General features: G+C 68.2%; 20 protein-coding genes and 2 pseudogenes. 14 read left to right on the top strand and 8 right to left on the bottom strand.

The window, feature by feature from the left end; translation table 11 throughout:
- Positions 1–57: 57 nt before the first annotated feature.
- Entirely contained in the window at positions 58–537 is a 480-nt protein-coding gene (locus PBV52_RS48190) for a hypothetical protein (RefSeq protein ID WP_274248335.1), read from the bottom strand.
- On the bottom strand, positions 534–1,469 hold the full coding sequence (locus tag PBV52_RS48185) for a hypothetical protein (protein WP_274248333.1): 936 nt from the start codon (positions 1,467–1,469) through the stop codon (positions 534–536). The genes PBV52_RS48190 and PBV52_RS48185 overlap by 4 nt, the downstream gene beginning before the upstream one ends.
- Positions 1,470–1,668: 199 nt before the next feature.
- On the opposite strand from PBV52_RS48185, the pseudogene PBV52_RS48175 reads away from it, so the two are divergent.
- From PBV52_RS48175 to PBV52_RS51520, 5 genes and pseudogenes are all read left to right on the top strand, one after another.
- Positions 1,669–5,118: pseudogene (locus tag PBV52_RS48175) on the top strand (DNA-binding protein).
- Positions 5,115–5,522 carry a cytochrome P450 gene (locus PBV52_RS48170; protein WP_274248326.1) on the top strand — a complete coding sequence of 136 codons (408 nt, stop codon included), beginning with the start codon at positions 5,115–5,117 and terminating at the stop codon, positions 5,520–5,522. Before PBV52_RS48175 ends, PBV52_RS48170 begins: the two are co-directional and overlap by 4 nt.
- Positions 5,523–5,534: 12 nt before the next feature.
- Positions 5,535–5,921 carry a hypothetical protein gene (locus tag PBV52_RS51530; protein ID WP_306801482.1) on the top strand — a complete coding sequence of 129 codons (387 nt, stop codon included), beginning with the start codon at positions 5,535–5,537 and terminating at the stop codon, positions 5,919–5,921.
- Positions 5,872–6,039, top strand: a pseudogene (locus PBV52_RS51525) (3-oxoacyl-ACP synthase); the annotation flags it as partial. The gene PBV52_RS51530 and the pseudogene PBV52_RS51525, both read left to right, overlap by 50 nt.
- 193 nt (positions 6,040–6,232) lie before the next feature.
- Positions 6,233–6,400 (top strand): 3-oxoacyl-[acyl-carrier-protein] synthase III C-terminal domain-containing protein, encoded by a 168-nt coding sequence (locus tag PBV52_RS51520; RefSeq protein ID WP_306801481.1) that lies wholly within the window; start codon positions 6,233–6,235, stop codon positions 6,398–6,400.
- A gap of 342 nt (positions 6,401–6,742) precedes the next feature.
- Here the strand turns inward: PBV52_RS51520 and PBV52_RS48160 are convergent, their stop codons facing one another.
- From PBV52_RS48160 to PBV52_RS48150, 3 genes are all read right to left on the bottom strand, one after another.
- Positions 6,743–7,375 (bottom strand): DUF2461 family protein, encoded by a 633-nt coding sequence (locus PBV52_RS48160; protein ID WP_274248323.1) that lies wholly within the window; start codon positions 7,373–7,375, stop codon positions 6,743–6,745.
- Between the two features lie 361 nt (positions 7,376–7,736).
- Positions 7,737–8,570 (bottom strand): PIG-L family deacetylase, encoded by an 834-nt coding sequence (locus PBV52_RS48155; protein WP_274248321.1) that lies wholly within the window; start codon positions 8,568–8,570, stop codon positions 7,737–7,739.
- A gap of 538 nt (positions 8,571–9,108) precedes the next feature.
- The gene (locus PBV52_RS48150) at positions 9,109–9,579 is read right to left on the bottom strand and encodes a DIP1984 family protein (RefSeq protein WP_274248318.1); all 471 of its coding nucleotides are present in this window, start codon (positions 9,577–9,579) and stop codon (positions 9,109–9,111) included.
- Between the two features lie 169 nt (positions 9,580–9,748).
- Between PBV52_RS48150 and PBV52_RS48145 the strand changes: the two genes are divergently transcribed.
- The 6 genes from PBV52_RS48145 to PBV52_RS48120 all read left to right on the top strand — a co-directional run bounded on the left by PBV52_RS48145 (position 9,749) and on the right by PBV52_RS48120 (position 16,442).
- On the top strand, positions 9,749–9,949 hold the full coding sequence (locus PBV52_RS48145; protein WP_274248316.1) for a hypothetical protein: 201 nt from the start codon (positions 9,749–9,751) through the stop codon (positions 9,947–9,949).
- 522 nt (positions 9,950–10,471) lie between these two features.
- Positions 10,472–11,752: an ATP-grasp domain-containing protein gene (locus tag PBV52_RS48140; RefSeq protein ID WP_274248314.1), complete on the top strand. Its 1,281-nt coding sequence runs from the start codon at positions 10,472–10,474 to the stop codon at positions 11,750–11,752.
- Positions 11,753–11,808: 56 nt separating this feature from the next.
- Positions 11,809–12,786 (top strand): D-alanine--D-alanine ligase, encoded by a 978-nt coding sequence (locus PBV52_RS48135; protein ID WP_274248313.1) that lies wholly within the window; start codon positions 11,809–11,811, stop codon positions 12,784–12,786.
- Positions 12,783–13,799 (top strand): threonine/serine dehydratase, encoded by a 1,017-nt coding sequence (locus tag PBV52_RS48130; protein ID WP_274248312.1) that lies wholly within the window; start codon positions 12,783–12,785, stop codon positions 13,797–13,799. Before PBV52_RS48135 ends, PBV52_RS48130 begins: the two co-directional genes overlap by 4 nt.
- 49 nt (positions 13,800–13,848) lie before the next feature.
- Positions 13,849–15,147 carry an acetyl-CoA carboxylase biotin carboxylase subunit family protein gene (locus PBV52_RS48125; RefSeq protein ID WP_274248311.1) on the top strand — a complete coding sequence of 433 codons (1,299 nt, stop codon included), beginning with the start codon at positions 13,849–13,851 and terminating at the stop codon, positions 15,145–15,147.
- A gap of 125 nt (positions 15,148–15,272) precedes the next feature.
- Positions 15,273–16,442, top strand: a complete 1,170-nt coding sequence (locus tag PBV52_RS48120; RefSeq protein WP_274248309.1) for an MFS transporter — start codon at positions 15,273–15,275, stop codon at positions 16,440–16,442.
- A 54-nt stretch (positions 16,443–16,496) separates the two neighbouring features.
- On the opposite strand, the gene PBV52_RS48115 is transcribed toward PBV52_RS48120, so the two are convergent.
- Positions 16,497–17,093 (bottom strand): peptidase, encoded by a 597-nt coding sequence (locus tag PBV52_RS48115; RefSeq protein WP_274248307.1) that lies wholly within the window; start codon positions 17,091–17,093, stop codon positions 16,497–16,499.
- Between the two features lie 436 nt (positions 17,094–17,529).
- Between PBV52_RS48115 and PBV52_RS48110 the strand changes: the two genes are divergently transcribed.
- From PBV52_RS48110 to PBV52_RS48100, 3 genes are all read left to right on the top strand, one after another.
- Entirely contained in the window at positions 17,530–18,237 is a 708-nt protein-coding gene (locus PBV52_RS48110) for an alpha/beta hydrolase (protein ID WP_274248305.1), read from the top strand.
- Positions 18,238–18,447: 210 nt separating this feature from the next.
- Positions 18,448–20,034, top strand: a complete 1,587-nt coding sequence (locus PBV52_RS48105; RefSeq protein WP_274248304.1) for an AMP-binding protein — start codon at positions 18,448–18,450, stop codon at positions 20,032–20,034.
- A 48-nt stretch (positions 20,035–20,082) separates the two neighbouring features.
- Complete coding sequence (locus tag PBV52_RS48100; protein WP_274248303.1) at positions 20,083–21,222, top strand: nucleotidyltransferase family protein; 1,140 nt, start codon at positions 20,083–20,085, stop codon at positions 21,220–21,222.
- Between the two features lie 61 nt (positions 21,223–21,283).
- Here PBV52_RS48100 and PBV52_RS48095 read toward each other — a convergent pair whose 3' ends face one another.
- Positions 21,284–22,096, bottom strand: coding sequence for an inositol monophosphatase family protein (locus PBV52_RS48095; RefSeq protein WP_274248302.1), 813 nt, complete (start codon positions 22,094–22,096; stop codon positions 21,284–21,286).
- Positions 22,093–24,450: an amidohydrolase family protein gene (locus PBV52_RS48090; protein WP_274248301.1), complete on the bottom strand. Its 2,358-nt coding sequence runs from the start codon at positions 24,448–24,450 to the stop codon at positions 22,093–22,095. Before PBV52_RS48090 ends, PBV52_RS48095 begins: the two co-directional genes overlap by 4 nt.
- Between the last annotated feature and the right edge of the window lie 27 nt (positions 24,451–24,477).

The raw sequence follows: 24,477 nt of genomic DNA, 5'->3' as shown, positions 1-24,477 counted from the left end.
TTCGGGATGGGCGGCGTGGGGCGCGCGCATCGGCGCGCGCCCCACGCCGTGGTCAGGTCAGTCCGCCCAGTGGCCGTTGCACTGGCCGGCAGTTACCCAACGGTGGGAGCTGATGCCGTCGTTGATCGCGACTTGATTGTGGAACGTGTTGTTGTTCAGGTTGCTGGCGTACTTCTCGGAGCGGGCGAGGCAGGCCATGCCGCCGCCCCAGTCGGTGCCGGTGGCGTTGTAGACGGCGACCTCCATGAGGCGGCCCTTGTTCAGGAGGGAGCTCGCACGGTTGGTGTCCCTGCCGTTGAAGGCGCCCTGTCCGTTGCCCCAGTTGGAGTCATTGATGTCCGTGTGGCCGAGAAGGGTGCGGCAGTTGGCGTGCTCGTAGGCGTAGAAGAACCCGCGGCGGGCGTTTTGGTAGTCGTCATCGCACGGGGCGGCCGCGACCGACTTGTCCGGAGCCGCCTGCGCGGCCGTCACGGGGGTGGCGGCTCCGAGGCCCGCGAGGGCGAGCGTCGCCAGGAGGACGGGAATCTTGCGCTTCATGTGATGCTCCTCTTCTTGTGGGTGGTCAGCTGGGTTGTCAGCGGTTCTCGTGGTGGCTGTCGGGACCCGTCCGGGCCTTGGCTCCCAAGAGGTCCTGGGCGTTGGCCAGCGCGGTGAGGCTCATGCGCCGTTGGTCGGCGATCTCGTCGCGGTACGGCCCCAACTTCTCGGCGCGGTACTCGCGTTCGAGGGTGCGTGCCGTGCGCAGCAGCGGCGTGTCCGTGGCGCAGGTGGCCTCCGCGACGGCGAGGTCCACCTCCGTGGCCCGGGCGTCGGCCCGGCTCAGCCCCTGGGTGAGGCGAGCCAGGTCGCGGCGGGTCGGCGTAGGGGTGGCCCGCCTTGTTCATGCAGGCGGCCCAGGCCGTCAGCGCGCGCTTGAAACGGGTGTCCTTGACGATGTCGGGTGCGTAGAGCGGCTTCAGGTTCTCGGCGGTCCGGTCGGCGTGGAACCAGGCCCGGAAGTCGCCGTACAGCCGGTCCAGGGCCTGCGCCCGGCAGCCGCCGGCCGTGGTCTGCACCGTGCCGCCGCCCGGCAGGTCGACGCTCACCCACCCGTTCCCCGGTGAGCCGTCAAGTGCTGTGTTGTAGCGGATGAGTTCGGGCCTGGAGAGCTTTCCGGCATACGCGTTGTTCGGATCGGCAAGCCGGTTCTTGTTGGCCTGCTCCTCGAGCCCGGTGCCGTAGCCGTACTTCCTCGCCCAGCCGAGGTCGGACAGCACATACCCGCCGCCCTGCCGCTCGGCGATGCTCGCGATCGGCCCGATCCAGTAGCGGAATCCCTCCTTCTCCATGCATCGCTTGGTGAGCAGGGCCTCGGCGCGTTCGACGAGGGCCTGCTCGGCGTACGTCAGTTCCCGATACCCGGGGTCCGGGTCGAGGTCTGGGTCCGCCGACGGAACGCAGGCCGCGAGCGCCACGGCTGTGCTGATCACTGCCAGTGGCCATATCGGCGTTCGGCTCCTTCCTGCCCCAGTGCGATCCGGTACGGGCATCGGTTCCTCCCCTTGTCGGCGGCCCGGTTCGAGGGCCTCGCTCTGTGCCGCGGTTGGCCCAAGTGCGGGCCGCCGACTGCGAGTTCAGCGCTGGTCAGGGTTGTTCAGCAGTCCCCATCCGCCACACTGAACAAAGCAGGTGACCGTCGTGGCGCCGCGGAAGAGCCAGGGACGAGCCGGGAACGAGGGGGAGCAACGCGTGGGACGTCGCGAAACACCGGTGGATCCGAACGCGGGGCCTGTGCAGCGGTTCGCGTACGAGCTGCGGAAGCTGCGGCAGGAGGCGGGCGGGCTCACCTACCGGGAGATGGCCCGCCGGGCCCACTACTCGGTGACCGCGCTCTCCCAGGCCGCCGCCGGACAGCAACTGCCGTCCCTGGACGTCACCCTGGCGTACATCGAGACCTGCGGCGGCGACCCGGAGGGGTGGGAGCGGCGCTTGACGGAGGCGAGCGAGGAGACGGCGTTACGGGAGCGCACGGACGACGAGGCCCGCTCTCCGTACCAGGGGCTGGCCCGGTTCGAGCCCGACGACCACGACCGGTTCTTCGGCCGGGGCGAACTGATCGCGAGATTACGGGGGTTGACCGCCGAGCGGCGCTTCACGGCAGTGTTCGGGCCGTCGGGGAGCGGCAAGTCGTCGCTGTTGCGCGCCGGGTTGATACCTGTGTTGCGAGAGGGTGGTGGCGGCTCGATTGCCGCGATCCGGATTCTCACGCCGGGCGAACGTCCGTTGCGTACGCATGCGGAGGCGCTGAATCCGACTGAGACCGGTTCCGGCGACACGGTCGTCGTCATCGACCAGTTCGAGGAGGTCTTCACCCTCTGCCACGACCCGGCGGAGCGCGCCGGGTTCGTCGAACGGCTGCTCGCCGCCCGTGAGCCGGACAGCCGACTGCGGGTCGTGATCGCCGTACGCGCCGACTTCTAGGGCCGCCTCGCCGAACATCGCTCCCTGGCCGACGCGTTGTCCGACTCCGGGCTGCTGGTCGGGCCGATGAGCGCGGCCGAGCTGCGCGAGGCAGTGATCGGGCCCGCGCAGGCGGCCGGGCTGATCGTCGAGCGGGAACTGACCGCCCGGGTGGTCGGTGAGGTGAAGGGCGAGCCGGGCGGGTTGCCGCTCATGTCGCATGTGCTGCACGAGACCTGGCGCCGGCGGCGGGGGCGGGCGCTCACGGTGGCGGCGTACGAGGCGGCGGGCGGGCTGCACGGGTCGATCGCGCAGACCGCGGAGGACGTGCACGCCGGGCTGTCGGCACCACAGGCGGAGCTGGCCCGGCTGATCCTCCTCCGGCTGATCACGCCGGGCGAGGGCTCGCAGGACACCCGCCGCCCGGTCGCCCGTACGGAACTCGACTTCGCGGATGAGAGCGACGTCGCCCTCGTCCTGGACCGGCTGGCCCGCGCCCGTCTGATCACCCTCGACGAGGACACCGTCGACCTCGCCCACGAGGCGCTGATCACCGCCTGGCCCCGGCTGCGCGGCTGGATCGAGGAGGACCGGGAGCGGCTGCGCGCCCACCGGCGGCTGACGGAGGCGGCCCAGGCGTGGGACGACCTGGGGCGCGATGCGGGGGCCTTGTACCGGGGATCCCGCCTCGACACGGCTGACGAACTGTTCGCCACGCCTGAGCATGGGACCGCCCTCACTTCGCCGGAACGTTCCTTTCTGGCCGCGAGCCGCGAGGCCCGCACCGGGGCGCGGCGGCGTCGGCGCGGGCTGATCGGCGCCCTCAGCCTCCTGGTCGCCCTGGCCCTCGTTGCAGGGGTCGTCGCCTGGCAGCAGGGGCGGACGAGTGACCGGCGGCATGCGGAGGCGGAGGCGCGTCGGATCGCGGCGGTGGCGGAGAGCATGAGGCTCTCCGATCCGGTGACGTCGATGCGGCTGGGTGTGGCGGCGTGGCGGCTGGCGGAGACTGCGGAGACTCGAGGGGCGTTGGTAGGGGCGGTTACGCAGCGAGAGGAGGACGCATTCGCGATACCTGGGGCGGATATCGGGGGACAGAACTCTGACATAAGCCCCAAGTTCCACTTCGTCGACAACGGCCGGAGCCTGATGTCCATCGCTGCGGACCGGATCAAGATGTGGGATCTGCGGACCCATCGCAGCACTCACTACCCGGGGTTCGGCGAGCCGGAGCTGAATACCACTATGTACGCGGTCGCACCGGACGGTCGCTCGCTCGCGTCGGTGGGGGAGCAAGGGATTCGGATCTGGGACGTCCGCTCCGGACGCATCACCGCCAAACTCCCCATGGCCTGGCCCACGGACCCGGCGTTCGGGCCCGGCGGGCACACCCTCCTCGTGGACACCGACCCCTGGGATCGGGAGACAGACAACTCGCGTTCCGTACAGGTATGGGACCTGCGCACCCGGCGGATGCTGCTGAGTGTCCCGATGGGGGACGATGAGGCAGTGAACAGGGCGGTCAGCGCGGACGGCCGGTGGCTGGCGCTGTGCTCGGACGAGCGCCCCCTGGAGATCTGGGACACGACCGGGCGAGGGACGGCAGCTGAGCCCTGGCCGGCCCGGCTGAAACGGCACTCATGTACCGGCGATCCCCTCCCCTTCGCCTTTTCACCTGACAACCGCAGCATGGCGCTCCTGACCGAGACCGGGGTCCGCAGGACGGACTTCCGCTCCGGGCGTGAGCTCCCCGGGATCGAGGAGGAGGACCTGAGGACACTCCGGTTCAGCGCGGACGGCCAGTTCCTCGCCTCGGGTGGGTTTCAAGGGCTCGTGGTGTGGCGCCTGTCGGACCCGGACAACCCCATCCTCCGGCACTCTTTGCCCGGACAGGCGGCGGGCTTCGAGATCGACCTCGACTCGCATGCCCTTCGCTATCTCAACGAGGCCGCGACGGTCGTACGGTCGCTGAGCCTTGACGAGGCGGCGAAGCGGTGGGAGCGATACCCGGCCGACGACGCACAGCTGAGCCAGGACGGCACGACGCTTGCCGTTCTCCGGCAGAAGGGCGCCCAGACGGGCGTCCAGCTGCTGGACACGCGCGACGGTGCGGTTCTCCCCGCACCGGAGGGAGAGCCGTGCGCTGGTGGGGAGCTGGAGGACGTGCCCATGCGGATGTGCGCCGATCTCATGGCGTTCAGCGGCGATGGCAGGTACTTCGCCTACGGCAGAAGCTGGCTTGAAGACAGCGACGGCGTGCCGGGGCCTCCCAGTATCACCGTCTGGGACGTCAGAGCCGGTCGGGAAGTCGCCGACATTGAGCCGCCGGGCGGCCGTGGCCTGTGGGGAGTGGAGAGCGTTGCTCTCACTCATGACGGTACTTCTGTGCTGACGTTCAGATCATGGGACGGCAACGCGGTCGACCTATGGGACGTGCGTGGCCGTGAGCGCGTCCGGACGGTGGACAGGGGCGACAGTGCCGTGAGCCAGGTGGCAGCGGGGATGAGCAGTTTCGAATGGCGTGTGCAGAGGCTGGCCGTGCGCCCGGACGGAGACACCGTGGTGTCCCAGGACGGAGTGATCGCCGACCTCTCCACCAGGCTGATCGGGGATCGCAACCTTGGCGACAGCGCGACCCTGCAACTCGCCTTCAGCCCCGACGGTGCTTATCAGCAGCGGTGACGGAGTCGCTGCGATACGAGACGGCCGCGCAGTACCTGATGCGACGGGTGCTCAAGGATACGGAGGTGGCCGGACGGCGGTTGCCGACGGGAATACCCATCGTGGTGCTGGTCGCGGCGGCGAACCGCGATCCGGAGGTGTTCGAGCGGCCCGACACTTTCGACGTCCGGCGCAAGAACCTGGGCGACGTGATCGATTTCGGGACGGGAATTCACTGCTGCCCCGGCAGCGCGCTCACACGGCACCAGACACAGATCGCGCTTCGGCTGCTGTTCGAGCGTTTCCCGCGTATACGGCTGGCCGGCACACCGAAGCGGCGGTGTTCCACGGGACAGCGCGGGATCGGGTACCTGCCGGTGCGGCTTGTGTCGATGACGCGGCCCCTTGAAGGACTCGGCGTGTAAGGAGGAGGGGCAGTGTCTGAACTCCAGGCCCTTATCGGGGTCTTGTCCGCCGGTGCCTATCTGCCTCAGCAGATCGTCACCAACGAAGAGGTCGCGGCCGGTTGCCGCATGTCGGCCGAGTGGATCGTGGAGCGCACGGGAGTGCTGCGACGTCACCGTGCGGCTCCTGATCAGGCGCCGTCGGATCTGGCGGCCCAGGCGGTACTGCAGGCCCTTGAACGAGCCGGTCTGAGCGCGCAGGATCTGGGGCTGCTCGTGCTGGCGACGTCGATTCCCGACGAGTTCGGCCCTCCGACGGCGTGCCGGGTGCAAGCATTGCTGGGGGCGCGGAACGCGGTCGCGTTTCGATGTGACGGCGGCGTGCTCGGGATGGCTGTTCGCGGCCCGAGTGGCGCGTGACTGGCTCGCCTCCTCGGGCGAAGGGTATGCAGCCGTGGTCGGCGTCGAGGTGTACTCACGGTTCCTGGACCCTGCAGACAGAGCGACGGCGGTGCTGTTCGGGGACGGGGCCGCCGCGACGATCCTCGGGCCGGTCACGGCCGGCGGCTTCGGCGCGATTTCCCTGGGCTCGGACGGGACCGGAGCGGACGACGTCGTTCTCCCAGCCGGGGCGGGGCGCATGCCTGCCTCCGAGCGCACCTTGGCCGAGCAAGCACCCCGCGCTGCTGCGGCACGCTGCCGTACAGCTCGGGATCGGCGCGGACCGCCTGGTGCTCGTGGGAGACCAGGCCGGGAACCTGGGGGCTGCATGTATCCCCTACGGACTTGGCCGCGCGATCGAACACGGCCGTCTCCACGACGGTGACCGCGTTCTGGTTGTTGCGTTCGGCGCAGGGCGTACTTGGGGCAGCACGGTGCTGACGTGGTCAGGAAACTGACTCCTCCCCCAGGGCCAGCGCATGGCGTTTCCCCTCATCGCCTACGCCAGGACGGCGCCCAATGTGCCGTCCCATGGGCCGGACAAAGGCCGCTGACAATAAGAGAAGGACATGCGAAATGCGGGCCTACATTCATGTAGGGTCTCGCGCTTCGCTGTATACGCCGAGGCTGGGCCCTCGATCCGGGGCCCGTCATCGACGGTGCCGTCCCCCTGGCCGAGGTGCCGGACGGTTTTCGGGCGATGGACGACCGGTCGGCGCTGAAAGTGCGCATCACCGTCAGAGTGCGGGGCCGGCGGCACGGGTGTGGTTCCTCCCGTGCCGCGTGGCGCCCTCGTGATGTCAGGCGGCGCTCTTCACGTGGCGGACGAGCCACATCAGCAGGGCGTCCAGGTCGGCGGCGGCCGAGAGGACCCGGTCGACCGCCTCGGGGGTGTGCAGCCATTGCTCGCAGCCGAGGGGACGGGCGGCGATCAGCGAACGGTGGCGCAGCAGGTTCGTACGGGAGTGGTCCGTCGGATAGCCGCGCGGGGGTCGTTTCATCACGTCCCCGGAGATGTCGTAGCCCTTCTTCCGCACGTCCTCGACGATGGCGGACAGTTCGCGGCCGCTCCCCTCGGAGGCCACGGCTTTGCGGAACATGTCCACCTGGCCGGGATCGGGGTACCACCAGGCGCCCTGGATCCGCAGGCCGTCCAGGGAGAACCGGAGACCGATCTCGATCTTGCGGCCGAGCCGGATCACCGCGCCCTGGTGCTGCCACCACCAGGAATCGGTGCGGTAGTGCCAGACGGAGAAGTCCTCGTACCGGGGGTCGGTGTCCGCGACCTCGTTGAGCAGGGCGATCATCGGCTGCCGGACCAGGCGTTCGCGGTCCGCGCGGTAGCGCTCGCGGGTCGCGTGGGTCGGTTCGCCCTGGAGCTGCCACAACACGTCCATGGCCTGCTCCGGCCAGCCGGTGAACTGTCCGCGCATGCGCGCAGGTTAGCTCACCCATGATCCGCGCGTGCCGAGAGCGAGACGGGCAGGGAGGCTAACCCCAGACAAGGTGGGAGGTGCTGCGGCCGGGCTCGCCAGCCAGTTCGATGTGCCGTGCGCGGTGGGCGAGTTCGTCGAGAAGCACGGAGAGTGCAGTCGATATGAAGCGGGCGGTGGGATTTGTGCAGCCGAACTTGAGATCCCACAATTCATGCAGGATCTCGCGGCTGGTGTCGGATACCGCCCTCGTGACCTGCAGTTCCTTCCGCAGTCTCACGGCGTGTCGGACTTCCGAGTCGGCAGTGCGGGCACGCGTCGACGCCGTCGGCGAGGGCCTGCCGACCTGGTCGCGGGCTGATCAGCGCAGTCCGGCGAAGAGATCGTTCTCGGGCACGGCCGCGCCGGTGGCGTCCTGGACACGTACGAAGGTCTCCATGCCCATCAACTCGCCGAACCTCTCCTTGCCCATCTTGAGGAAGAAGATGTTCTCGCCCTGACTGGCGTGCGCGGCCAGCGCGTCGAACTTCTGGCCGCTGAACGCGGTGGTGTCCACCCACGTGGTGATCTCATCGTCGGGGAGGCCGATCTCGGCCATCGCGGCGGCCTCGGCGGGATCCGGCTCCGGCATGTCCGGATGAAACTCGCGCATGATCTCCCCGAACCGCTGCATCCCCGAGCGGGGCATCGTGGTCCAGTACACCTTCGGTGTCAGCGCGGTCATCTCCAGCGCCGCCATCGTGATGCGGTGGGCCTGGATGTGATCGGGGTGGCCGTAGAAGCCGTTCTCGTCGTAGGTGACGACCACATCAGGTCGGTAGTGCCGCATGAGTTCCGCGAGTCGGGCCGCGCCTTCCTCCACGGGGGTCTGCCAGAAGGATCCGGGGGCGTCGTTGCTCGGCCAGCCCATCATCCCGGAGTCGGCATAGTCCAGCATCTCCAGATCGCTGACCTTCAGCACGTCACAGCTCGCCTCGAGTTCTTGACGGCGCATCAGGGCGATGGCCGCCGGATCGTGCCCGGGATCGCCCGGCTTGACACCCCCCGGTCCGTCACCGCAACCGCCGTCGGTACACGTCACGAGAACTGTGCGGATGCCTTCCGCCGCGTACCGCGCGAGGACCCCTCCGGTTCCGGTGGCCTCGTCGTCCGGGTGGGCGTGTACTGCCATGAGCGTCAAGGGCCGGTCAGTCATGAAACAGTCCTCCAGCAGAAATACGTCTTGGTCCGAGTGCGCGGCGGGCGTACCGCGATCCTGGGGCCCGGATCCTGGTGGGGCGGACGACCCTCTGGTCTCCGTGTTCCCCGCCCGTGCGGCGCCGGTCCCTCGGTCGATGCAACCGTGCCGGCCGGACCGGATGTTCCCGGCGCGGCCGCTTGGCCTTCCAGGCGTCGGCGTTTCAACGCGAACGAGGTACAGGCGCGACCTGCATTGTCCTGTCGCACTGCGTCTGGCGTGTGGTGGGCTGCTGACCTGCGCTGTTGCCAGGTTGTTTGCTGCGATGTGGAAAGCCCCGAACCCGCCCTCGCCGCCTCGGATCTGCACGTGGTGATGTGCTGTGCGATGTGCACCGTTACCTGTACGCGGTACTGAGCTGCACTGTTAATTGGGGAGTCGAACCCCCGCGTTGCTCTTCACGCGCCAGGAGTGGGCCGGAAAACCGCCGGCCCTCGGTGTGTGCACGCCTCCGAAGCTGCTACCTGCTCCACATCGTCCCAGCTTGCTGGACTACTCAGTCCAGCAAATCGACCTCCCAGTTCGTACGCTGGATCCGCACATCGACCTCGCGGATCTCCCGGGCGAGGGCATCCGCCTGACCGCGCAGTTCCGCGACCGGAAGCGCGGAAAGCATCATCAGCTCGGACCGGAGCTGCCGGCCGTATCCCCGCTCACCCTGACCCGCCGCCGCGTCCGCCGCCGCGGTGACCACAGAGTGACGCAACCGCAGGACATCCCGGCGTGCGAGGGCATCGGTGAGCGTGCCGTTCGGACCCATCTCCACGGTGGCATTGGTCCGATTGATCCGCCGGATCAACGTTTCCAGAGCGTCCAGCACCTCACCGGCCTCAGCCAACAGCTGAGCTGCATCCTCGGCGGGCGTCTCCCCTTCCTGGTACCGCGCACTGCTGACGACACGCGCTCGCAGCTGTTCTACACGGCGCGTCGCCTCCGCACGTTCTGCCAGTGCCTCAGCAAGCTTCACTGTCTCCCCCTCCCCCTCCGTGAGCCCGCACGAGTATACGAGTGCGAACCGGCTCATACGCACCTGCATTTTGATCCGCCGCAGCCCTGACCAGCCACTGGAGTGAGAGCGGACAGCCACTCGGAGCGCCACGTCGGATCCGACTTCCATCCGGCACCAGCCGTGAGATATGGCCTTGCGCATCCTGCAGGGGCTCATCGAGGCCGAGGGCACCGACGTGATCGGTGCCGCCCCGGGCGAGCGCTCCGGCAAGCGCACGACCTGGCGCAACCGACGCCACTGCTGCGACCGACCGCCTCGGCTGCTGCTGGTCACGGTCATGGAGAGCAACACCAGCCTGCGGCTGTGCCGGGGTGCAGCCGTCCGCTGATGCCGGCGCCGAATGCGGGGGCGGTCTTCACCACCCCAGGGCGCATGGAACCCGACGGGCCGCGACGTCACCCGACGGCCCGTCGTCGACTGGCCGAGGACATGCAGGCCCATGGCCGAGCCGACCAGCAACAGACCGCTGCCGATGGAGGCAGTCCACAAACTCGCGACGTCAAGGGCGACTCGCCTGCATGAAAATCATGTGGCGATCAACACACACGTCAGTAAAGACATCCCCAAAGTTGCGCGTAGGAAATCGGCCATGCGGCAATCGGCGGAACACCGCAGGACTCCCGGCCGCATCCGAAAGCAGGCACCGCGGGCGCTTTGCCCCATGTATGCGCTGTCCATTTTGTGCACATTTTCAAGAAAAGTTCCATCCTGTTACATGGATGACTCTGACCGGAAACCGATCGTTGACACATCTCATCGAAACCCGGCTAGATGATCTAGATGATCTCGTTAACTGTGAAACGATTTCGATTCAGCGATTTCGAATATGTCCGTGAGAGGTGCAGACCCAATGGTGCGACGACGGATTCTCCTCCTGGGGGGAACCAGCCGACTCATCAAGAAGGTGGCCGGACTGAATCTGGATGTCGTCAATGTCCGGGCCGCACTCGACCTGGATCCGGCCGCCGCGCGATTCTGTACCGAGATACACGAGGTCGACGTCAGTAGCACTACCGATGTTGCGCAATTGGTGGAGCGTCTGCAGGCCAGAGCACCGTTCGATAGAATAATCTGTCATTCGGAACCGCTTCAGATGCTCTCTGGCCATCTAAGTACGCACTTCGGCATTCCTGGAAACTCATTCGACACGGTGCAGGCATTGCGCGACAAGTATCGGCTGCGCAGTCTGCTGCGCGAGCACGGTGTACGGACGATTGCAGCGCAGATCGTCACGAACGAGCAGGACATTCAAGACTTCGCCGAGCGGCACGGCGGTGCGGTGGTGAAGCCGAGAAGCGGTGACGGCAGTGTCGGAATCCACTTCGTCCATGGCGCCGAGGATGCCGCAGCAGCCTGGAAATGGGCATCGTCGATCGGCCTGTCGGAGATGCTGGCCGAGGAGATCATCGAAGGTACGGAGGTGTCCCTCGAGTTCTTCTCGGTCAACGGCACGCACATCCCTCTCGCCGCGACAACCAAGGAGCTCTCCTCCGGCTCCGTGGAGCTGGGACACGCCGTGCCCGCCCCACTCACCGAGCGGCAGTTCGACGAAGCCGCCAGGCTGGTCCGCGCCGTTCTCGACGTAGCGGGCCTGACGTGGGGCCCTTCGCACACGGAGGTCATCTTGACGGCGCACGGCCCCGAACTGGTCGAATCGCACAGCCGCCGGGCAGGTGGGCACATCAACGAGCTCGTGCGTCTGGTCTACGGAATCGACATGGAGCGGCTGGCCTTTGAGCTCGCCGCGGATGACGCTTCCCGCCTCCCTGACGTTCCGTCGGCGACAAAAGCCGCCGCCATTCGGTTCCTGATCGCCGAACCCGGTGAGATTCAGGACATCAGCGGCGTCTCTTCGGTTATGGCCGTGCCGGACGTGGCAGAGGTCGAAATCTACGCGAGCCCCGGCGGCGTCTCGCGGGGACTCCGGTGGTCGGGAGACTACGCCGGCCACGTCATCGCCACGGGAGCAAGCGCCGACGATGCCATGGCGCGCGCCACTCTCCACGCCTCACAGATCCAGATCCGCACCCGGGGATTCGAAGAAGTCCCGTATCCCCGCGGAAAGGTCTTCGCCGAGGAAGTGGACCAGGCATTCGATGCATTCGATGCCTCGGTGACGGCAAGGAAATAGCGGCCATCCGCACGCAGAATTCAGTTGATCCCATCGAAATGAGCGAGTCACCAAAAATGCACGAGGACACACCCCGCCCGCAGGACGTCTCCCGCGAGGTGTTGATCGGCGTCATCACTGGAGGAGTCTCCCAGGAGCGCGACCGTTCGCTGCTCTCAGGCCGCACCGTCTACGAATCCCTCACCACTCAGGGGTATCGGACCCAGCTTATCGACTCGGCGGCTCCGGATTTCGTCGAGCAGGTACGAGAGGTCGACATCGCCTTCCTGGCGATCGCCGGCCAATACGCCGAGGACGGCAAGCTGCAGGGCCTGCTCGAAATGCTAGGCATCCCCTATACCGGGTCGGGCGTCATGGCCAGTGCGCTGGGCATGAACAAGACCGCTCTCAAGTCGTTCGTGGGGGCTCACGGCGTACCCGTTCTCGGCCACGCCGAATTCGGTCCGACTGACTCGTCCGATGCCCTGGCCAAGGAAGTCGCCGACACCGTGGGCCTGCCGGTCATGATCAAGCCGGTATCCGAGGGGGGCAGCGTGGGCATGTCCATCGCGTCCGACGTCGCTGAGCTGTGCGATCTGATCGAGTCGGCCGGCCGCAGCGGCCAGCGATTCTTCGCAGAGCGCTACTGCCCCGGCCGCTCGATCACGGTGGGCGTTCTGGACGGCCCCGCCGGTCCCCAGGCCCTTCCGCCTCTGGAGGCCAAAACCGCGGGCGAGTTCTACGACTACGAGACCAAACGCGACCCGGCCCTGCACAGCTACGAGTGCCCGGCCTCCCTGGACGAGGACACCCGCGCCCGGCTCGCTGACATCGCTGTCATGGTCCACAAGGTACTGAACTGCATCGGGTACTCCCGCACAGATTTCATCGTGGATGAGAACGGCATGGAGTACTTCCTGGAGGTCAACACCCTCCCCGGTCTTTCCCGTACCGGAAACCTCGCGACGATGGCCCAGGCTCAGGGGATCGACTACGACAGCCTCGTGCGGCTCATCCTCGAGTCCGCCGCTGCACGCGAGGGATACGTGGCATGAACGAAGGAAGCGATTCGGCAACGCCACTCACAGAGCACCACGTCACGCAAGCGGCTCAGTTGCTCGCTGGTGTCGCCGTCCGGACCCCGATGCTCTCCTCCCGCGCCATCGACCGCCTGACCGGCGTCACCGGGAAGTTCAAGGCCGAGCTGTTCCAGCACACCAACGCGTTCAAGTTCAGAGGGGCGTACAACCACGTAATGGGGTTGTCCCCTTCGTCCCGCGCCCGGGGAGTCGTCGGCGCCTCCTCCGGAAACCACGCCCAGGCGTTGGCGCTGACGGCCCGGCTCCTGGGCATCCACGCCACGGTCGTGGTACCGGAGGACTGCCCGCAGACCAAGATCGCTGCCATCACGGCCGACGGAGCGGACATCGTCCGCTACCACCGGGAAACGGACGAGCGGGACAAGATCGTCGCGGAGATCGCCGAGGAGACCGGCGCCCACGTCGTTCCTTCGTCTGACGCCTACTCCGTCATGGCGGGCAACGGCACGGTGGCGCTGGAGATGCTGGAGGACGACCCCGAGCTGGACACCCTGTTCGTGCCGCTCGGAGGCGGGGGCCTCGCTGCCGGCTGCGCCACCATCGCCAAGGCACGCAATCCAAGCATCCGCGTGATCGGAGTCGAGCCCGAGGGTGCCAACGACACCTACGTCTCCTGGCGCCGGGGCGAGCGGTCGACCATCACGCAGGTCTCCACCGTCGCGGACGGACTGCGCCATCAGACGCCGAGCTCCCGAGCCCTCGCGGTCAACACCCGGCTCCTGGACGACGTCGTACTGGTCAGCGACAGCGAGATCGCGGAAGCGATGCGGCTGGCCTTCACCCACCTCAAGGTGGTGCCAGAGCCCAGCGGGGCCTGTGCCATGGCGGCAGTGACTTCCGGCCGGCATCTGCGCGGCGTGAAGCGAGCCGGCGTGGTGCTGTCCGGAGGCAACGTCGACTGGAGCAACTTCCGCACGCTCGCGGATCTCGGAAGCCGCTCTGACGACCTCGGTGCCTTGGCCTCCTGACAGTCCCCGCAAACAACCAACGTGTCGTCAAGACTGAGAGAGATCGAAGATGACTGAGCGGCCGGAAAGGCTTCTCTTCGTCCATGGCCCCGGTGGTCCCCACCCGTCCTGGTACCTGCCCCGGCTGAGCGGAACGTACCAGCTGCGGGTCCTCTGGCGCCCCAGCGGCGATCCCATGTCCGACGCTGCCCTGGCGGAGAGCTTTGGCCAACACGGCGAAAGCGTCGCAGTCGACCCGGACACCCCATGGGGCCCGTTCCTCCTCGAACAGGCCACCGACTGGAAACCCGACGGGATCCTGGCCTTCAGCGAACTCGTCGCCGCGGACTGCCATGCGGCGGCCTCGAAAACGGGCCTTCCCGGCGCACCGGTCCACGCCGCCGAAAGACTCCGCAGCAAGCACAGCCAGCGCACGCTGATGGCCGCCGCGGGAATCCCCATGCCGGCGTTCCGCTGTGTCGGCACCCTGGAGGAACTCCGCGAGGCCGCCGAGCACGTTGGTCTGCCGGCGGTCCTCAAGCCGGTGGTGGGGGTGGGCAGCGCCGCGACGTACCCCGTCGACCAGGCCACCGATCTCGCTACCCTCTGGCGGACCGCCGAACGCGCCTACCTCCCCGACCCCCGCGGCAGCGGACAGATGTCCTTCATCCTGGAGGCACGGCTGTTCGGACAGAACCAACACGGCGACGAGCGCTTCGGCGACCAAGTAAGTGTCGAGTCCGTCGTATGCGATGGACGGGTCCACCATCTGACCGTCACGGACAAGCTCCCGCTGGAACGGGAGTTCCGGGAAACCGGTGACATCTCACCATCGAGCCTGCCCGCCCCCCTGCAGGAGGAACTGCGTGAGATCAGCACGGCCGCCATCCGTGCCCTCGACCTCGACAACACGGCCGTCCACACGGAGTTCAAGCTGACACCCGACGGTCCGCGCGTCATCGAGGTCAATGGCCGTATCGGCGGCGGCGTGACCGAGCTGCTGCACTACTCGGCCGACTACGACGTCGTGGCCGACCTGGCGGCCGTAGCCGTGGGCAGAGCCTCCCTCGCCGCCCCGCGGCACCGCCGTCACGCCGCGTTCCTCACCCCCCAACCTCCCCACACGGCGACGCATGTCGCCCGCGCGCCGGAGGCGGCTCACCTGCTGTCCCTGCCCGGTGTGGTGAGCGCAGACGTCCTCTGTCAGGCCGGAAGCCCCACCGACTGGCGCCGCGGCACGTCGGCGAACCTGGCCCGCGTCTTCGCCGTCGCCGAAACCATCGACGACCTCCTCGCGACGCACGAGGCGCTCAACTCCGACGACTGCTTCGCTTTCGTCCACGAGCGAAGCGCGCGGGAATCCCGGTGAGTAGGGGCGTCCCGGTCGCCGAACGACCCGTAAGAGCACGGCCACGCTCGGATATTCGCAGCAAGGTCGTCCGGGTCGGGAGGCAACTGGTCCTACCGCCCACCCGGACGTCGCGCCCGCTTGCCGTGACCACGCTCCTGCACACGGTGGGAACGGGGCTCGTGGTCACGCTGACGACGATCTACTTCACGCGGGTCGTCGGAATCTCTGTGGAACGTCTGGGACTCGGGCTGACGGTCTCCGGGCTGGTCAGTCTCCTGGTCGGGGTCCCCTTCGGTCGCCTGTCCGACCGCGTGGGCCCTCGAGGCCTGCTGGCATGCCTTCTGGTCTGCCAGGGAGTCGCGGTCTTCCTGCACGGCTTCGTACACTCCTTCGGCGTGTTCGTCGCCGTGACCGGCCTGCTGGCGATCGCGAACCAGGGGGCATCAGCGGTGCGCTCCGCCCTGATCGCCAGGGCGATGCCCCCCGAGGAACGCGTCGTCTCCCGCGCCTATCTGAGATCCGTCACCAACGTTGGATTCGCGATCGGCGCGGCTCTGGCCAGCGTGGGTCTGGCGTCCTCGGGACGCACGGTGTACGAGGTGCTGTTCTGCTTCGGTGCCTTGTGTTTCGTGGGAGCCGCCGCCGCGATGTACGGCGTGCCTGCGGTTGCACCGGCCGAGCACACGACGCCCGTCAGCCCCTGGCTCGCCCTGCGCGACGGACCTTTCGCCTCGGTCGTCGTGGTGACCTCGATCCTTCAGCTCCACTACGCGGTGCTCGAAGTCGGTATCCCCCTGTGGGTGTCCGAGCACACGGACGCTCCACGCCAACTGGTCTCTGTCCTGTTCCTGCTGAATACGCTCTTCGTCTTTATTTTCCAGGTTCCGGTGGGACGGCGATGGGGAGGGCTTCGGCAGGCCGGTCCCATCTGTGCCGTGGCGGGCGCCCTCGTCGCCTGCGCCTGTCTGTTGCTCGGCGTGTCCGCAGCGACCACCGGTGTGCTGACGGTCGCCCTCCTGGTCGCGGCCGGGTGTGTGCACGTGGTCGGCGAGATCTGCCACACCACCGGTTCCTGGGCGGCTGGCTTCGGCCTGGCTCCGGATCACGCCCAGGGGCAGTACCAGGGGCTCTTCTCGACGGGCATGGCCGCGAGCCAGATGGCTGGGCCGGTCCTGGTCACCACCGTGGTCACCTCCGGCGCGCTCACCGGCTGGCTGGTCGCCGCGGGTCTCTTCGTCCTTTCCGGGCTACTGACACCGCTGCTGATCGGCTGGGCGATGCGGACCCGAGCCGTGGACGAGGCCACGGCCTGAGAGCTCGGTGGGAGGCACAGGCCCTGAGCACCAGCTTCGAGCGCCTGCCGCAGGTCAGGCGACCCGAAGAGTCACACCGCGCCGGCCGAAGAACGTCTCGAACACCTCGGCGGGCAGGAGCCCGTACCGTGCTTCCTCGGTGTGGCCGGACGGGTTGCGAAAGTGGACGCCTCGGCTGTCCCGCCCAATGGCCAGAACGAGGTGCCCGCCCCGCCCCGGAGAGGGCAGCGAAGGCCGGCGGATCTCCTTGTGCACCGAGGCCAGCACCATGCCGCCGCGGTCCAGCTCCTCACTCAGCTCCCGAAGGGACAGCTCGGGATGTACGGCACCGTCGATCTGGTGCACCTCACGCACGTACTCCAGGAACGGCGCGTACAGCAGGCCGAGAACACTCCCGTCCTCCTTCGGCCGGTAGGCGCCGCAAGCGATGCCGTCGCGCATGAGGTGTTGCAACGGCGGCACCGGCTGTCCACGGTGCGTCAGCACCATCTGCAGACAGGCCATCCCGCAGGACCGCCGCGACCAGAACCCGTACTCCTCCCGGCTGCCGGCTCCCGACCGCCACCACAAGGGATCATCGGCCGGGTCCGCCCCCTCGTACGCGATGGCTGCGATGAAGTCCGGCGACTGGTACTGAGTGACAGCGGGCACGGGCTGATGGACGCTCCCCGCCCGCGGCACCCCCTCGGTGTGACAGAGCCCGCACCGATCACGCCGGTGCTCAGCGTCTGACAGGTCACCGCGCCCCAAGATCACCTCATTCACATGCCCAGGCTATATCGTCCCCAATGAAGTCGGTGAGCCCCATCTCGTGCCTGCACCGGCCGCCGATCAGGAGTTGTCCTTGGGGGTCTTGTTCCAGGTGTTGGAGCTGTGTGGTCAGCGTGGAGGTCCCTACGAGTCTGTAGCAGTCGGCTGTTTCGACGCCAGGCCGATATGCCTCCTACGAGGTGCGGCGTACTGAGGCCCACCTCAATCCGAACGTCCGTCGCCTGGACTGGTCGCGGCCACGAGATTCCGCCGGGCCGCTCCGCCGCCGTGATCTGTAGGATCACGTTCCAGCGGGTAACCAGGGGAGGCGATTGCGATGGCCGGCGCAGTACTGGTCCACGGTCTGTACCACCGCGCCGAGCACTTTGCCCTGGTAGTGGAAGGCCTGCACGCCGCAGGCGTTGACGTGGTCGTTCCCGAGTTGCACCGCGGCTCCCTTGGAGCGGACACGGCGGTGGTTCAGGCTGCCGTCGACGAAATGGACGAGCCGCCCGTCGTCCTCGGACACTCCTACGGCGGTTCGGTGCTCACCGGTCTTCAGAACGCGGCACACCTCGTCTACGTGGCGGCCTTCGTGCTCGACGCGGGTGAGAGCGCGGCGAGCACCGGCGGTGCAACTCCTCGGCTCCGAAACGCCATCGAGTCCGCACCTGACGACTCCACCTTCATCCGCCGCGATTTGGCCGCCGACGTCTTCTACGCCGACTGCCCCGAGGATCGCGCCGCCTGGGCGGTGGACCTGCTGCGCGTTCAGGCGCCAGGGTGCGGGCGGGGCGTTCCCGAGCGTCAGAGCTGGAAGCACACGCCGTCCACGTACGTCGTCTGCGCGCGAGACCGGGCGATAGAGCCCGAACTGCAACGCGTGTTGGCCCGACGTTGCACATCGGTTCGCGAGTGGCCAACGGGCCACTCCCCCTTCGTCGTCCGACCCGAGCTCGTCGTGGACCTCATGCTGGAGCTGCTGCGCGACTGCGCGACCCCGTACCGGAGCGACGGCAAGCACTCGGCTGCTCATCGACCGTAGCGACGTGCTCGGCAGGCATCCCCGGGCTCGCCACTGTCACGCACGCTCGGCCACTCCCCACCGCCCAACGCGGGGTACCCGAGCGGGCATGGCCGTATGAGCCTCCTCTGATGGGCGGCCGGAAGGATCTGTTGCGACGCGCCGCCGCCCGGCACGATGGCCGCGGTGTGCCCCGACGTCCGGGGCGTCGCATACGAAACGGGAGATGCGGTGACGAGAGCGTCCTTCGAAACCGACGCTGCGGCCGCGGAGCCTCGTCTGGAGGATCTCGTACGCCACAGCGCGCACCGTGTGCCGGACAGGGCAGCCCTGTGTATCGGCCCCCGCCGGGTGAGTTACTCGGAGCTGAGGACCACAGCCGATCGCTGGGCCGGAGTCCTGCGGTCGGCGCACCCCGAGGGTGAGCCCCGCTCGATCGGCATCCTGGCGGATCGCACCTTCACTGGGTACGTGGGCATCCTGGCCGGCATGTGCGCAGGGGCAGCGGTGGTCCCCCTCCCACCGGACCTCCCGGCCGACCGGCTCGGCGAGCTGCTCCGCGACCATCCGATGGATGCCCTGGTCACCGACCCTGTGTGTGCCGCCAAGGTACGGGAACTGGCGGGGCGCGCAAAGCTCCCGCCGGTCTTCTCGCCCGAGGTCGATGCCTCCGCATGGGCGGGCTCGGACGTGGCCGTTCTCACCGGGACCGGCCACACCGCGCTCGCCCCCCGGCAACAGCCCAGCGACATCGCCTACGTGCTGTTCACCTCGGGCTCGACCGGGCGCCCCAAGGGGGTGCCGATCGGCCATTCCAACGTCCTCCACTTCGTGACCAGTGTTCTGGACCGTTACGACTTCACCGAGGACGACGTCTTCAGCCAAACCTTCGGCCTCACCTTCGACCTGGCCTTCTTCGACCTGTTCGTGACGTGGGCCTGCGGCGGCACCTTGGTGTACACCCATCCGGCGGCGCTGGCCCGCCTGCCGCAGTTCGTGGCACGGGAACAGGTCTCTGTCTGGTTCTCCGTTCCCGGGGCGATCTCGTTGCTGCGGCGCTCCGGTGCGCTGACGGCCGGTTCCCTGCCCTCGTTGCGGTGGAGCCTGTTCTGCGGGGAGGCGCTGCTCCACGAGGACGCGGCCGCTTGGCAGGCGGCCGCAGCCAACTCCACCGTGGAGAACCTCTACGGCCCGACGGAGCTGACGATCGCATGCTCGGTGCACCGCTGGTCACCGGAGGACGGGCACTTTGGTGACCACGGCATCGTGCCCATCGGCCGGCTGTTCCCCGGTCATGACGCGGTGCTGCTCGACGAGACCGGCATGCCGGACCCGCGTCAGGGTGAGCTGTGTGTGAGCGGCCCTCAGATGTTCTCCGGCTATCTGCGATCCGAGGACGACGAGGGGCGTTTTCTCCAGTCGGCCGGCCGCCTCTGGTATCGCACCGGCGACGTGGTGCGCCGAAGCGATGAAGCAGGTCTGCTCTATCTGGGCCGGACCGACCACCAGACGAAGATCCGGGGTCAACGCGTCGAGCCGGCGGAGATCGAGCATCGGCTGCGGGCTCTGCCGGGCGTGACGGCCGCGGTCGTCCTCGCGGAGGGCGAGGGCGTCGCCCGACATCTGGTCGCCTTCTGCAGCGGCAGTTCGCTGGACGAGGCCCTGATCGACAAACAGCTACGCAAGGCGCTACCGCCGGCCCTGGTCCCCGCCCGATATGTACTGCTCGACCAGCTCCCGGTGAACGACCGGGGCAAGACGGACCGGAAGGCTCTTGCCGCATGGCCCGGCCCACGAGCGGGTGAGCCAGGGCCATGACGTCCCAGGAACTGTGATTCCAGCGTCTCGCCGAGAGGACTGCCATACATGAACACGCCAGACGTACCGCAGCAGCGGCTGGAAACGGCGCTGCTGTTGCTGCTGGCCGACGTCGACCTCGACGAGGAACGCGTCGAGCGCTGCCGCGAGCTTCTCGCCCATAGCGGCCAGGAGCTCGAATGGGGCTTCTTTGTCGACCAGGCGGCGCGTCATCGCCTGCTGCCGCTTGTGGCCCGGAACATCCTCCGGCACGGGCTCCACCGCACCTCCCCCATCCCGTATCACTGGGTCTACACCTTCGTGTACTTCGGCAACCGGAACCGCAACGACCTCCTCGCCCGCGAGTTCGGGCAGGTCATCCGCGCTCTCAACGACTCCGGAGTGGCCTACGCGATTCGCAAGGGCCCGGTACTCGGCGAGCGGCTCTACGGCGACGCGGGCCTACGGCCGGTCAGCGACCTCGATGTCCTGGTGGAGCTTCGGGACGCCGCAGCCGCCGGGGCGGTGCTCACCGGCCTCGGCTACGTGCAGGGCAAGCTGTCGGCCGACGGTGAGCGTATCGAACCGTTCAGCCGGCGCACCAAGATCTTTTGGCAGCTCAACGTGCCTGTGGAACTCCCCTATCAGAGGATCTCCGAGCACGACGGCATCGAGACCTTCATCGTCGACATCTGTTCCAACGTTTTCCAGACTCGGGCGGACGGCGCCCGTATGACCGGTGATCTGCTGGAGCTGAGGACCCCGGTGTCGCTCTGCGGCGAGCAGGGCTTCGTCCTCGCCCCGGAGGACCAGTTCATCGACGTATGCGCCAATCTGCACATGGAGGCGACCTCGCTGTACTACGTCACCGAGGGCGGCGATCTGGAAGTCCTGAAGTTCTTGGACGTCGCCATGGGATGCCGCCGGATCACCGCGGAGAACAGGTGGCCCACCGTGCGGAAACGGGCCGAGGACCTCGGCGTCGTAGAGAGCGTCTACTACGCCCTGCACCACACGGCGCTGCTGTATCCGGAGTCGGTGCCGGCGGAGGAGCTTGTGGCGCTGCGCCCCGCGGACTGCGACTACCTGGACGAGTACGGCAGGTTCGAGGGCAGACCGGAGCGCTGGCAACAGCCGTTCCTCCAGCGCCTGTTCGACACGCGCCGGACGGCCGAGGTACAGCAGGCCAGCCCTATTCCGCGGCACTGAACGAGGCATCGAGGCGACGGACGGCCCGCCCGGGCGTACCGGGGCGGGCCGTCCGTCCGTGTCAGGCGGCGCCGGCGTCGCGCGCGGCCCGGACGATCTCCTCCACCACGCTCGGAGCGCCGAAGACCGCCGGGACCCGCTCACCTCGGGCCTGCGCTCCGGAGGCGAGCAGGTTCAGCGGGGTGCCTCGAAGTCCGCAAACCCGCCCGCCGGCCTCGGTCACGATCAGGGCAGGGGCGACGACATCCCAGAAGCGGTACGCGAAGGAGCAGGCGGCCGCCAGAGTTCCGTCAAACACATCGGCGAACATCTTCGCGCTGCCCACCGCTCGAACGCCACGCGAACGCTCCAGCAACAGCCGCAGCAGCCGTAGCTGTTCCTCCATGAAGCTGCCGTCCTCGGCCACCGTCGAGAAGTCCACCAGGGCCTGGCTCAGCGGCGGGGCGACGCCGAGACGGAAGGGCTCTCCGTTCCGGCGGGCGCCCGCTCCGGCCGATGCGGAGTAGAGCACACCGTGGGCGGGGAGATGGATCCCTGCTGCCTGGCCCCGGCCACCGATCTGTCTGGAGATCATGACACCGAAGTCCGGTGAGCCCGCGGCGAAGTTCTTGGTGCCGTCCAGCGGATCGACCACCCAGACCGCATCGGACGCCCCGCGGGACAGCCCGTCCTCCTCGGACAGGACACTGTCCAGGGGGTAGCTCCGCCGGATCTCACCGAGGATGAGTTCCTCGGCCCGTGTGTCCGCCTCCGTGACGATGTCCTGGGGACCCGACTTGGTGTGCCAGGAGAGTCCGTCCCGTCGGACGCCGGTCAGCAGAGTGCCGGCTCGCCGCAGCAGACCGACGATGAATTCCTCCTCCGGTGTCGTCACCGGTGCGCTCCCGTCAGGTCGCGCCGCGAGCCGTCCAGGAGCGCGGTGAGGGCACTTCGGGAACGGTAGACGCCCTTGGCCACCACGCCGAGCGGCTGCCGCAGGGTGCGCAGCGATTCCAGCGGGTTCGCGTCCAGCAGCAGGAAGTCTTCACCCGCACCCGGACCCTGTTGCCGGCCGGCCGGGCCGAACACTTCCGCGGGCACCGTGGTGGCGCAGCGCAACGCCTCCGCGGGGGCGAGTCCCGCCTGAACGAGGAGGGACAGTTCCCGGTGGAGGGAGAAGCCGGGGACCAGGAAGGGGTTGGGGGCATCGGTTCCCGCGATGATCCGCACACCGCGTGCGTGGAGGAGCGCCACGATCTCCAGGTAGTTGTCCAGCCTCTGCCGCGACAGCGCGACGATGTCCGGCCACACCGGCGCAAGGTCACGCGTCCGGAAGTCCTGTCGGGGATGCCAGTGGTGCACTCGCTCCGGCGCGAGGTGTTCCAGCGCGGGATCACGCAGGGCAACCTCGGGTTCCTGGAACATCATGCGGTACACGGACAGCGTCGGGCAGATGGCGACGCCCGTCGCGGCCAGTTCGTCGGCCATGCGTTCCATCGCGGCCCAGTCGATTCCGGCCGTACGAATCCTCAGCGCCTCCACAGCGGTGTACGCCGGTCCCAGCTGCCGGGCTCGTCCGCCGAGCGAGCGCAGTGCCCGCGCGTACTCGGGGAGCAGATGTCCTGTCTCCACGTTCTCCAGGTGCTCGATACATGCCATCCCCAGGCCCGCCGCCTCCTCGAAGGTGAGGGCACCCGGGCAATGGCCGACCACTTGCAGGCCGCGCGCCTCGGCGACCGCGCAGATTCCGGCCAGGGTCTCCCGGTCCAGATTCCCGTAGACCTTCAGCATCGGGTATCCCTCGTCGGCGAGCTCGGTGGCCGCTTTGGCGCCCTCCTCGTAGGACTGGCACACGACGACCCCCGGCCAGGTGGACGCCTGTGAGTCCGCGGGGCCGTCGATGACGGGGCTTGTCGTGACCAGCCGCGGTCCCGGGAGCCCGCTGTCCTTCCCGGCTGCGAGGGCCAGATGCTCCTCGTTGCCCCACATGTTCCGGACACGGGTGACGCCGTTGGCCAGATACAGGGCACCGTCGTCGTCGTGGTAGTGGACATGGCCGTCGTGGAGTCCGGGACACAGATAACGGCCCGAGCCGTCGATGACCGGGTGAGACGAAGCGGCGTCCCGGTCGGCGGGGGTCAGCCGCCCGTCCGAGAGGCGGAGTGTCATGTCGGGGAGCAGGCGGCCGCCCGCCACGTCGACCACGGTCACGCCGACGATCTCGACGGGACGGTCGTTCGCTTCACGGACGTGTACGGGTCGCGGCTCCTCCAGCGGCAGGATCGTGCCCCGGCCGGAGAGCCAGCCGGAGCGTCCGTCCTCGTCGATGGTGCAGACCGTGTTCTCCTCGTCGTGCCGGATGTACTGGGCACCGATCTGGATCCGGTCCCAGAGCGGCAGCCGTATCCCGGTTTCGTCGAGGTCCCGGACCAGACCGGCCCAGTCGAGCGTCGCCCCCTCCCGGGCCCGGTTCACCGCCTGGCGCACGGCACTCAGGCTGGACGACGGAGAACGGGACAGGTGCTCCGCGAGCACGGAGTCGAACCGGCCCATGACGGCGTCGATGTCGAGTTCTTCGCCGGGCACGTCGTCGTGGAGTGACGACAGATGCTTTCGGAGGACCTCCGTCACATCGGCGCCGTCGGCGGTGACGAGTTCCCGTGCCAGTGCGGGACGCTCCTCCGCATCGAAGAGGATGCCCAGTTCCCGGACGATGTCAACCGGTTCGTCGGCTGCGTGGATGAAGGTCATCATCCGGTTCGTGCCGCCGAGTTCGTACCGCAGCTGGCCTTCCTTGCGTACGGACGGGTACGCGGGCCCCTTCAGGCTACGGAAGCGCACAGTCCCCGGTATCTCCAGCGGCGCTGTCTCGTCCCAGAACGCGACCCACAGCGAATCGCAGGCGGGCATCAACAGGTCGGCGACGGCCAGTCTGTCCAACGTGGCGACGTTCCACTGGAACCGCCACAACTCCCTCGCGCGATACCGGTGCAGCCGTACCCGGCGAAAGGCGATCGGCCGGAACCCGTGCCTGCTCATAAAGTCCAGGGCCATGGGGATTCGTCGGCCCACCACGGCCTCCGGCTTGAAGGTGATGGCCGCGAGCCGTTGGAGCGCGGGCCCGGCACGCAGACCGCCGACCGCTTCGAGAGCGGCAGCGGCTTCACGGAAGTTGGTCTCTCGCGCGAACTCCAGCGCCTTGTCCTCGACGACCGTCAGCGGCCGCCACCACGCAGGGGCAGGGGACATGTCCGTCTTTCCTCTCTCGGCGGCGGC

The organism is Streptomyces sp. T12, from assembly GCF_028736035.1.
GTDB lineage: Bacteria > Actinomycetota > Actinomycetes > Streptomycetales > Streptomycetaceae > Streptomyces.
The sequence above is the reverse complement of the archived record's forward strand: the minus strand, read 5'-3'. Positions and strand labels throughout refer to the sequence as shown.

Bases quoted from the DNA above. Each gene is read 5' to 3' on its own strand.
- PBV52_RS48190 (WP_274248335.1), bottom strand. From the start codon at position 537: ATGAAGCGCAAGATTCCCGTCCTCCTGGCGACGCTCGCCCTCGCGGGC.
- PBV52_RS48160 (WP_274248323.1), bottom strand. From the start codon at position 7,375: ATGCGCGGACAGTTCACCGGCTGGCCGGAGCAGGCCATGGACGTGTTG.
- PBV52_RS48155 (WP_274248321.1), bottom strand. From the start codon at position 8,570: ATGACTGACCGGCCCTTGACGCTCATGGCAGTACACGCCCACCCGGAC.
- PBV52_RS48145 (WP_274248316.1), top strand. From the start codon at position 9,749: ATGGCCTTGCGCATCCTGCAGGGGCTCATCGAGGCCGAGGGCACCGAC.
- PBV52_RS48140 (WP_274248314.1), top strand. From the start codon at position 10,472: ATGGTGCGACGACGGATTCTCCTCCTGGGGGGAACCAGCCGACTCATC.
- PBV52_RS48135 (WP_274248313.1), top strand. From the start codon at position 11,809: ATGCACGAGGACACACCCCGCCCGCAGGACGTCTCCCGCGAGGTGTTG.
- PBV52_RS48130 (WP_274248312.1), top strand. From the start codon at position 12,783: ATGAACGAAGGAAGCGATTCGGCAACGCCACTCACAGAGCACCACGTC.
- PBV52_RS48125 (WP_274248311.1), top strand. From the start codon at position 13,849: ATGACTGAGCGGCCGGAAAGGCTTCTCTTCGTCCATGGCCCCGGTGGT.
- PBV52_RS48110 (WP_274248305.1), top strand. From the start codon at position 17,530: ATGGCCGGCGCAGTACTGGTCCACGGTCTGTACCACCGCGCCGAGCAC.
- PBV52_RS48100 (WP_274248303.1), top strand. From the start codon at position 20,083: ATGAACACGCCAGACGTACCGCAGCAGCGGCTGGAAACGGCGCTGCTG.
- PBV52_RS48090 (WP_274248301.1), bottom strand. From the start codon at position 24,450: ATGTCCCCTGCCCCTGCGTGGTGGCGGCCGCTGACGGTCGTCGAGGAC.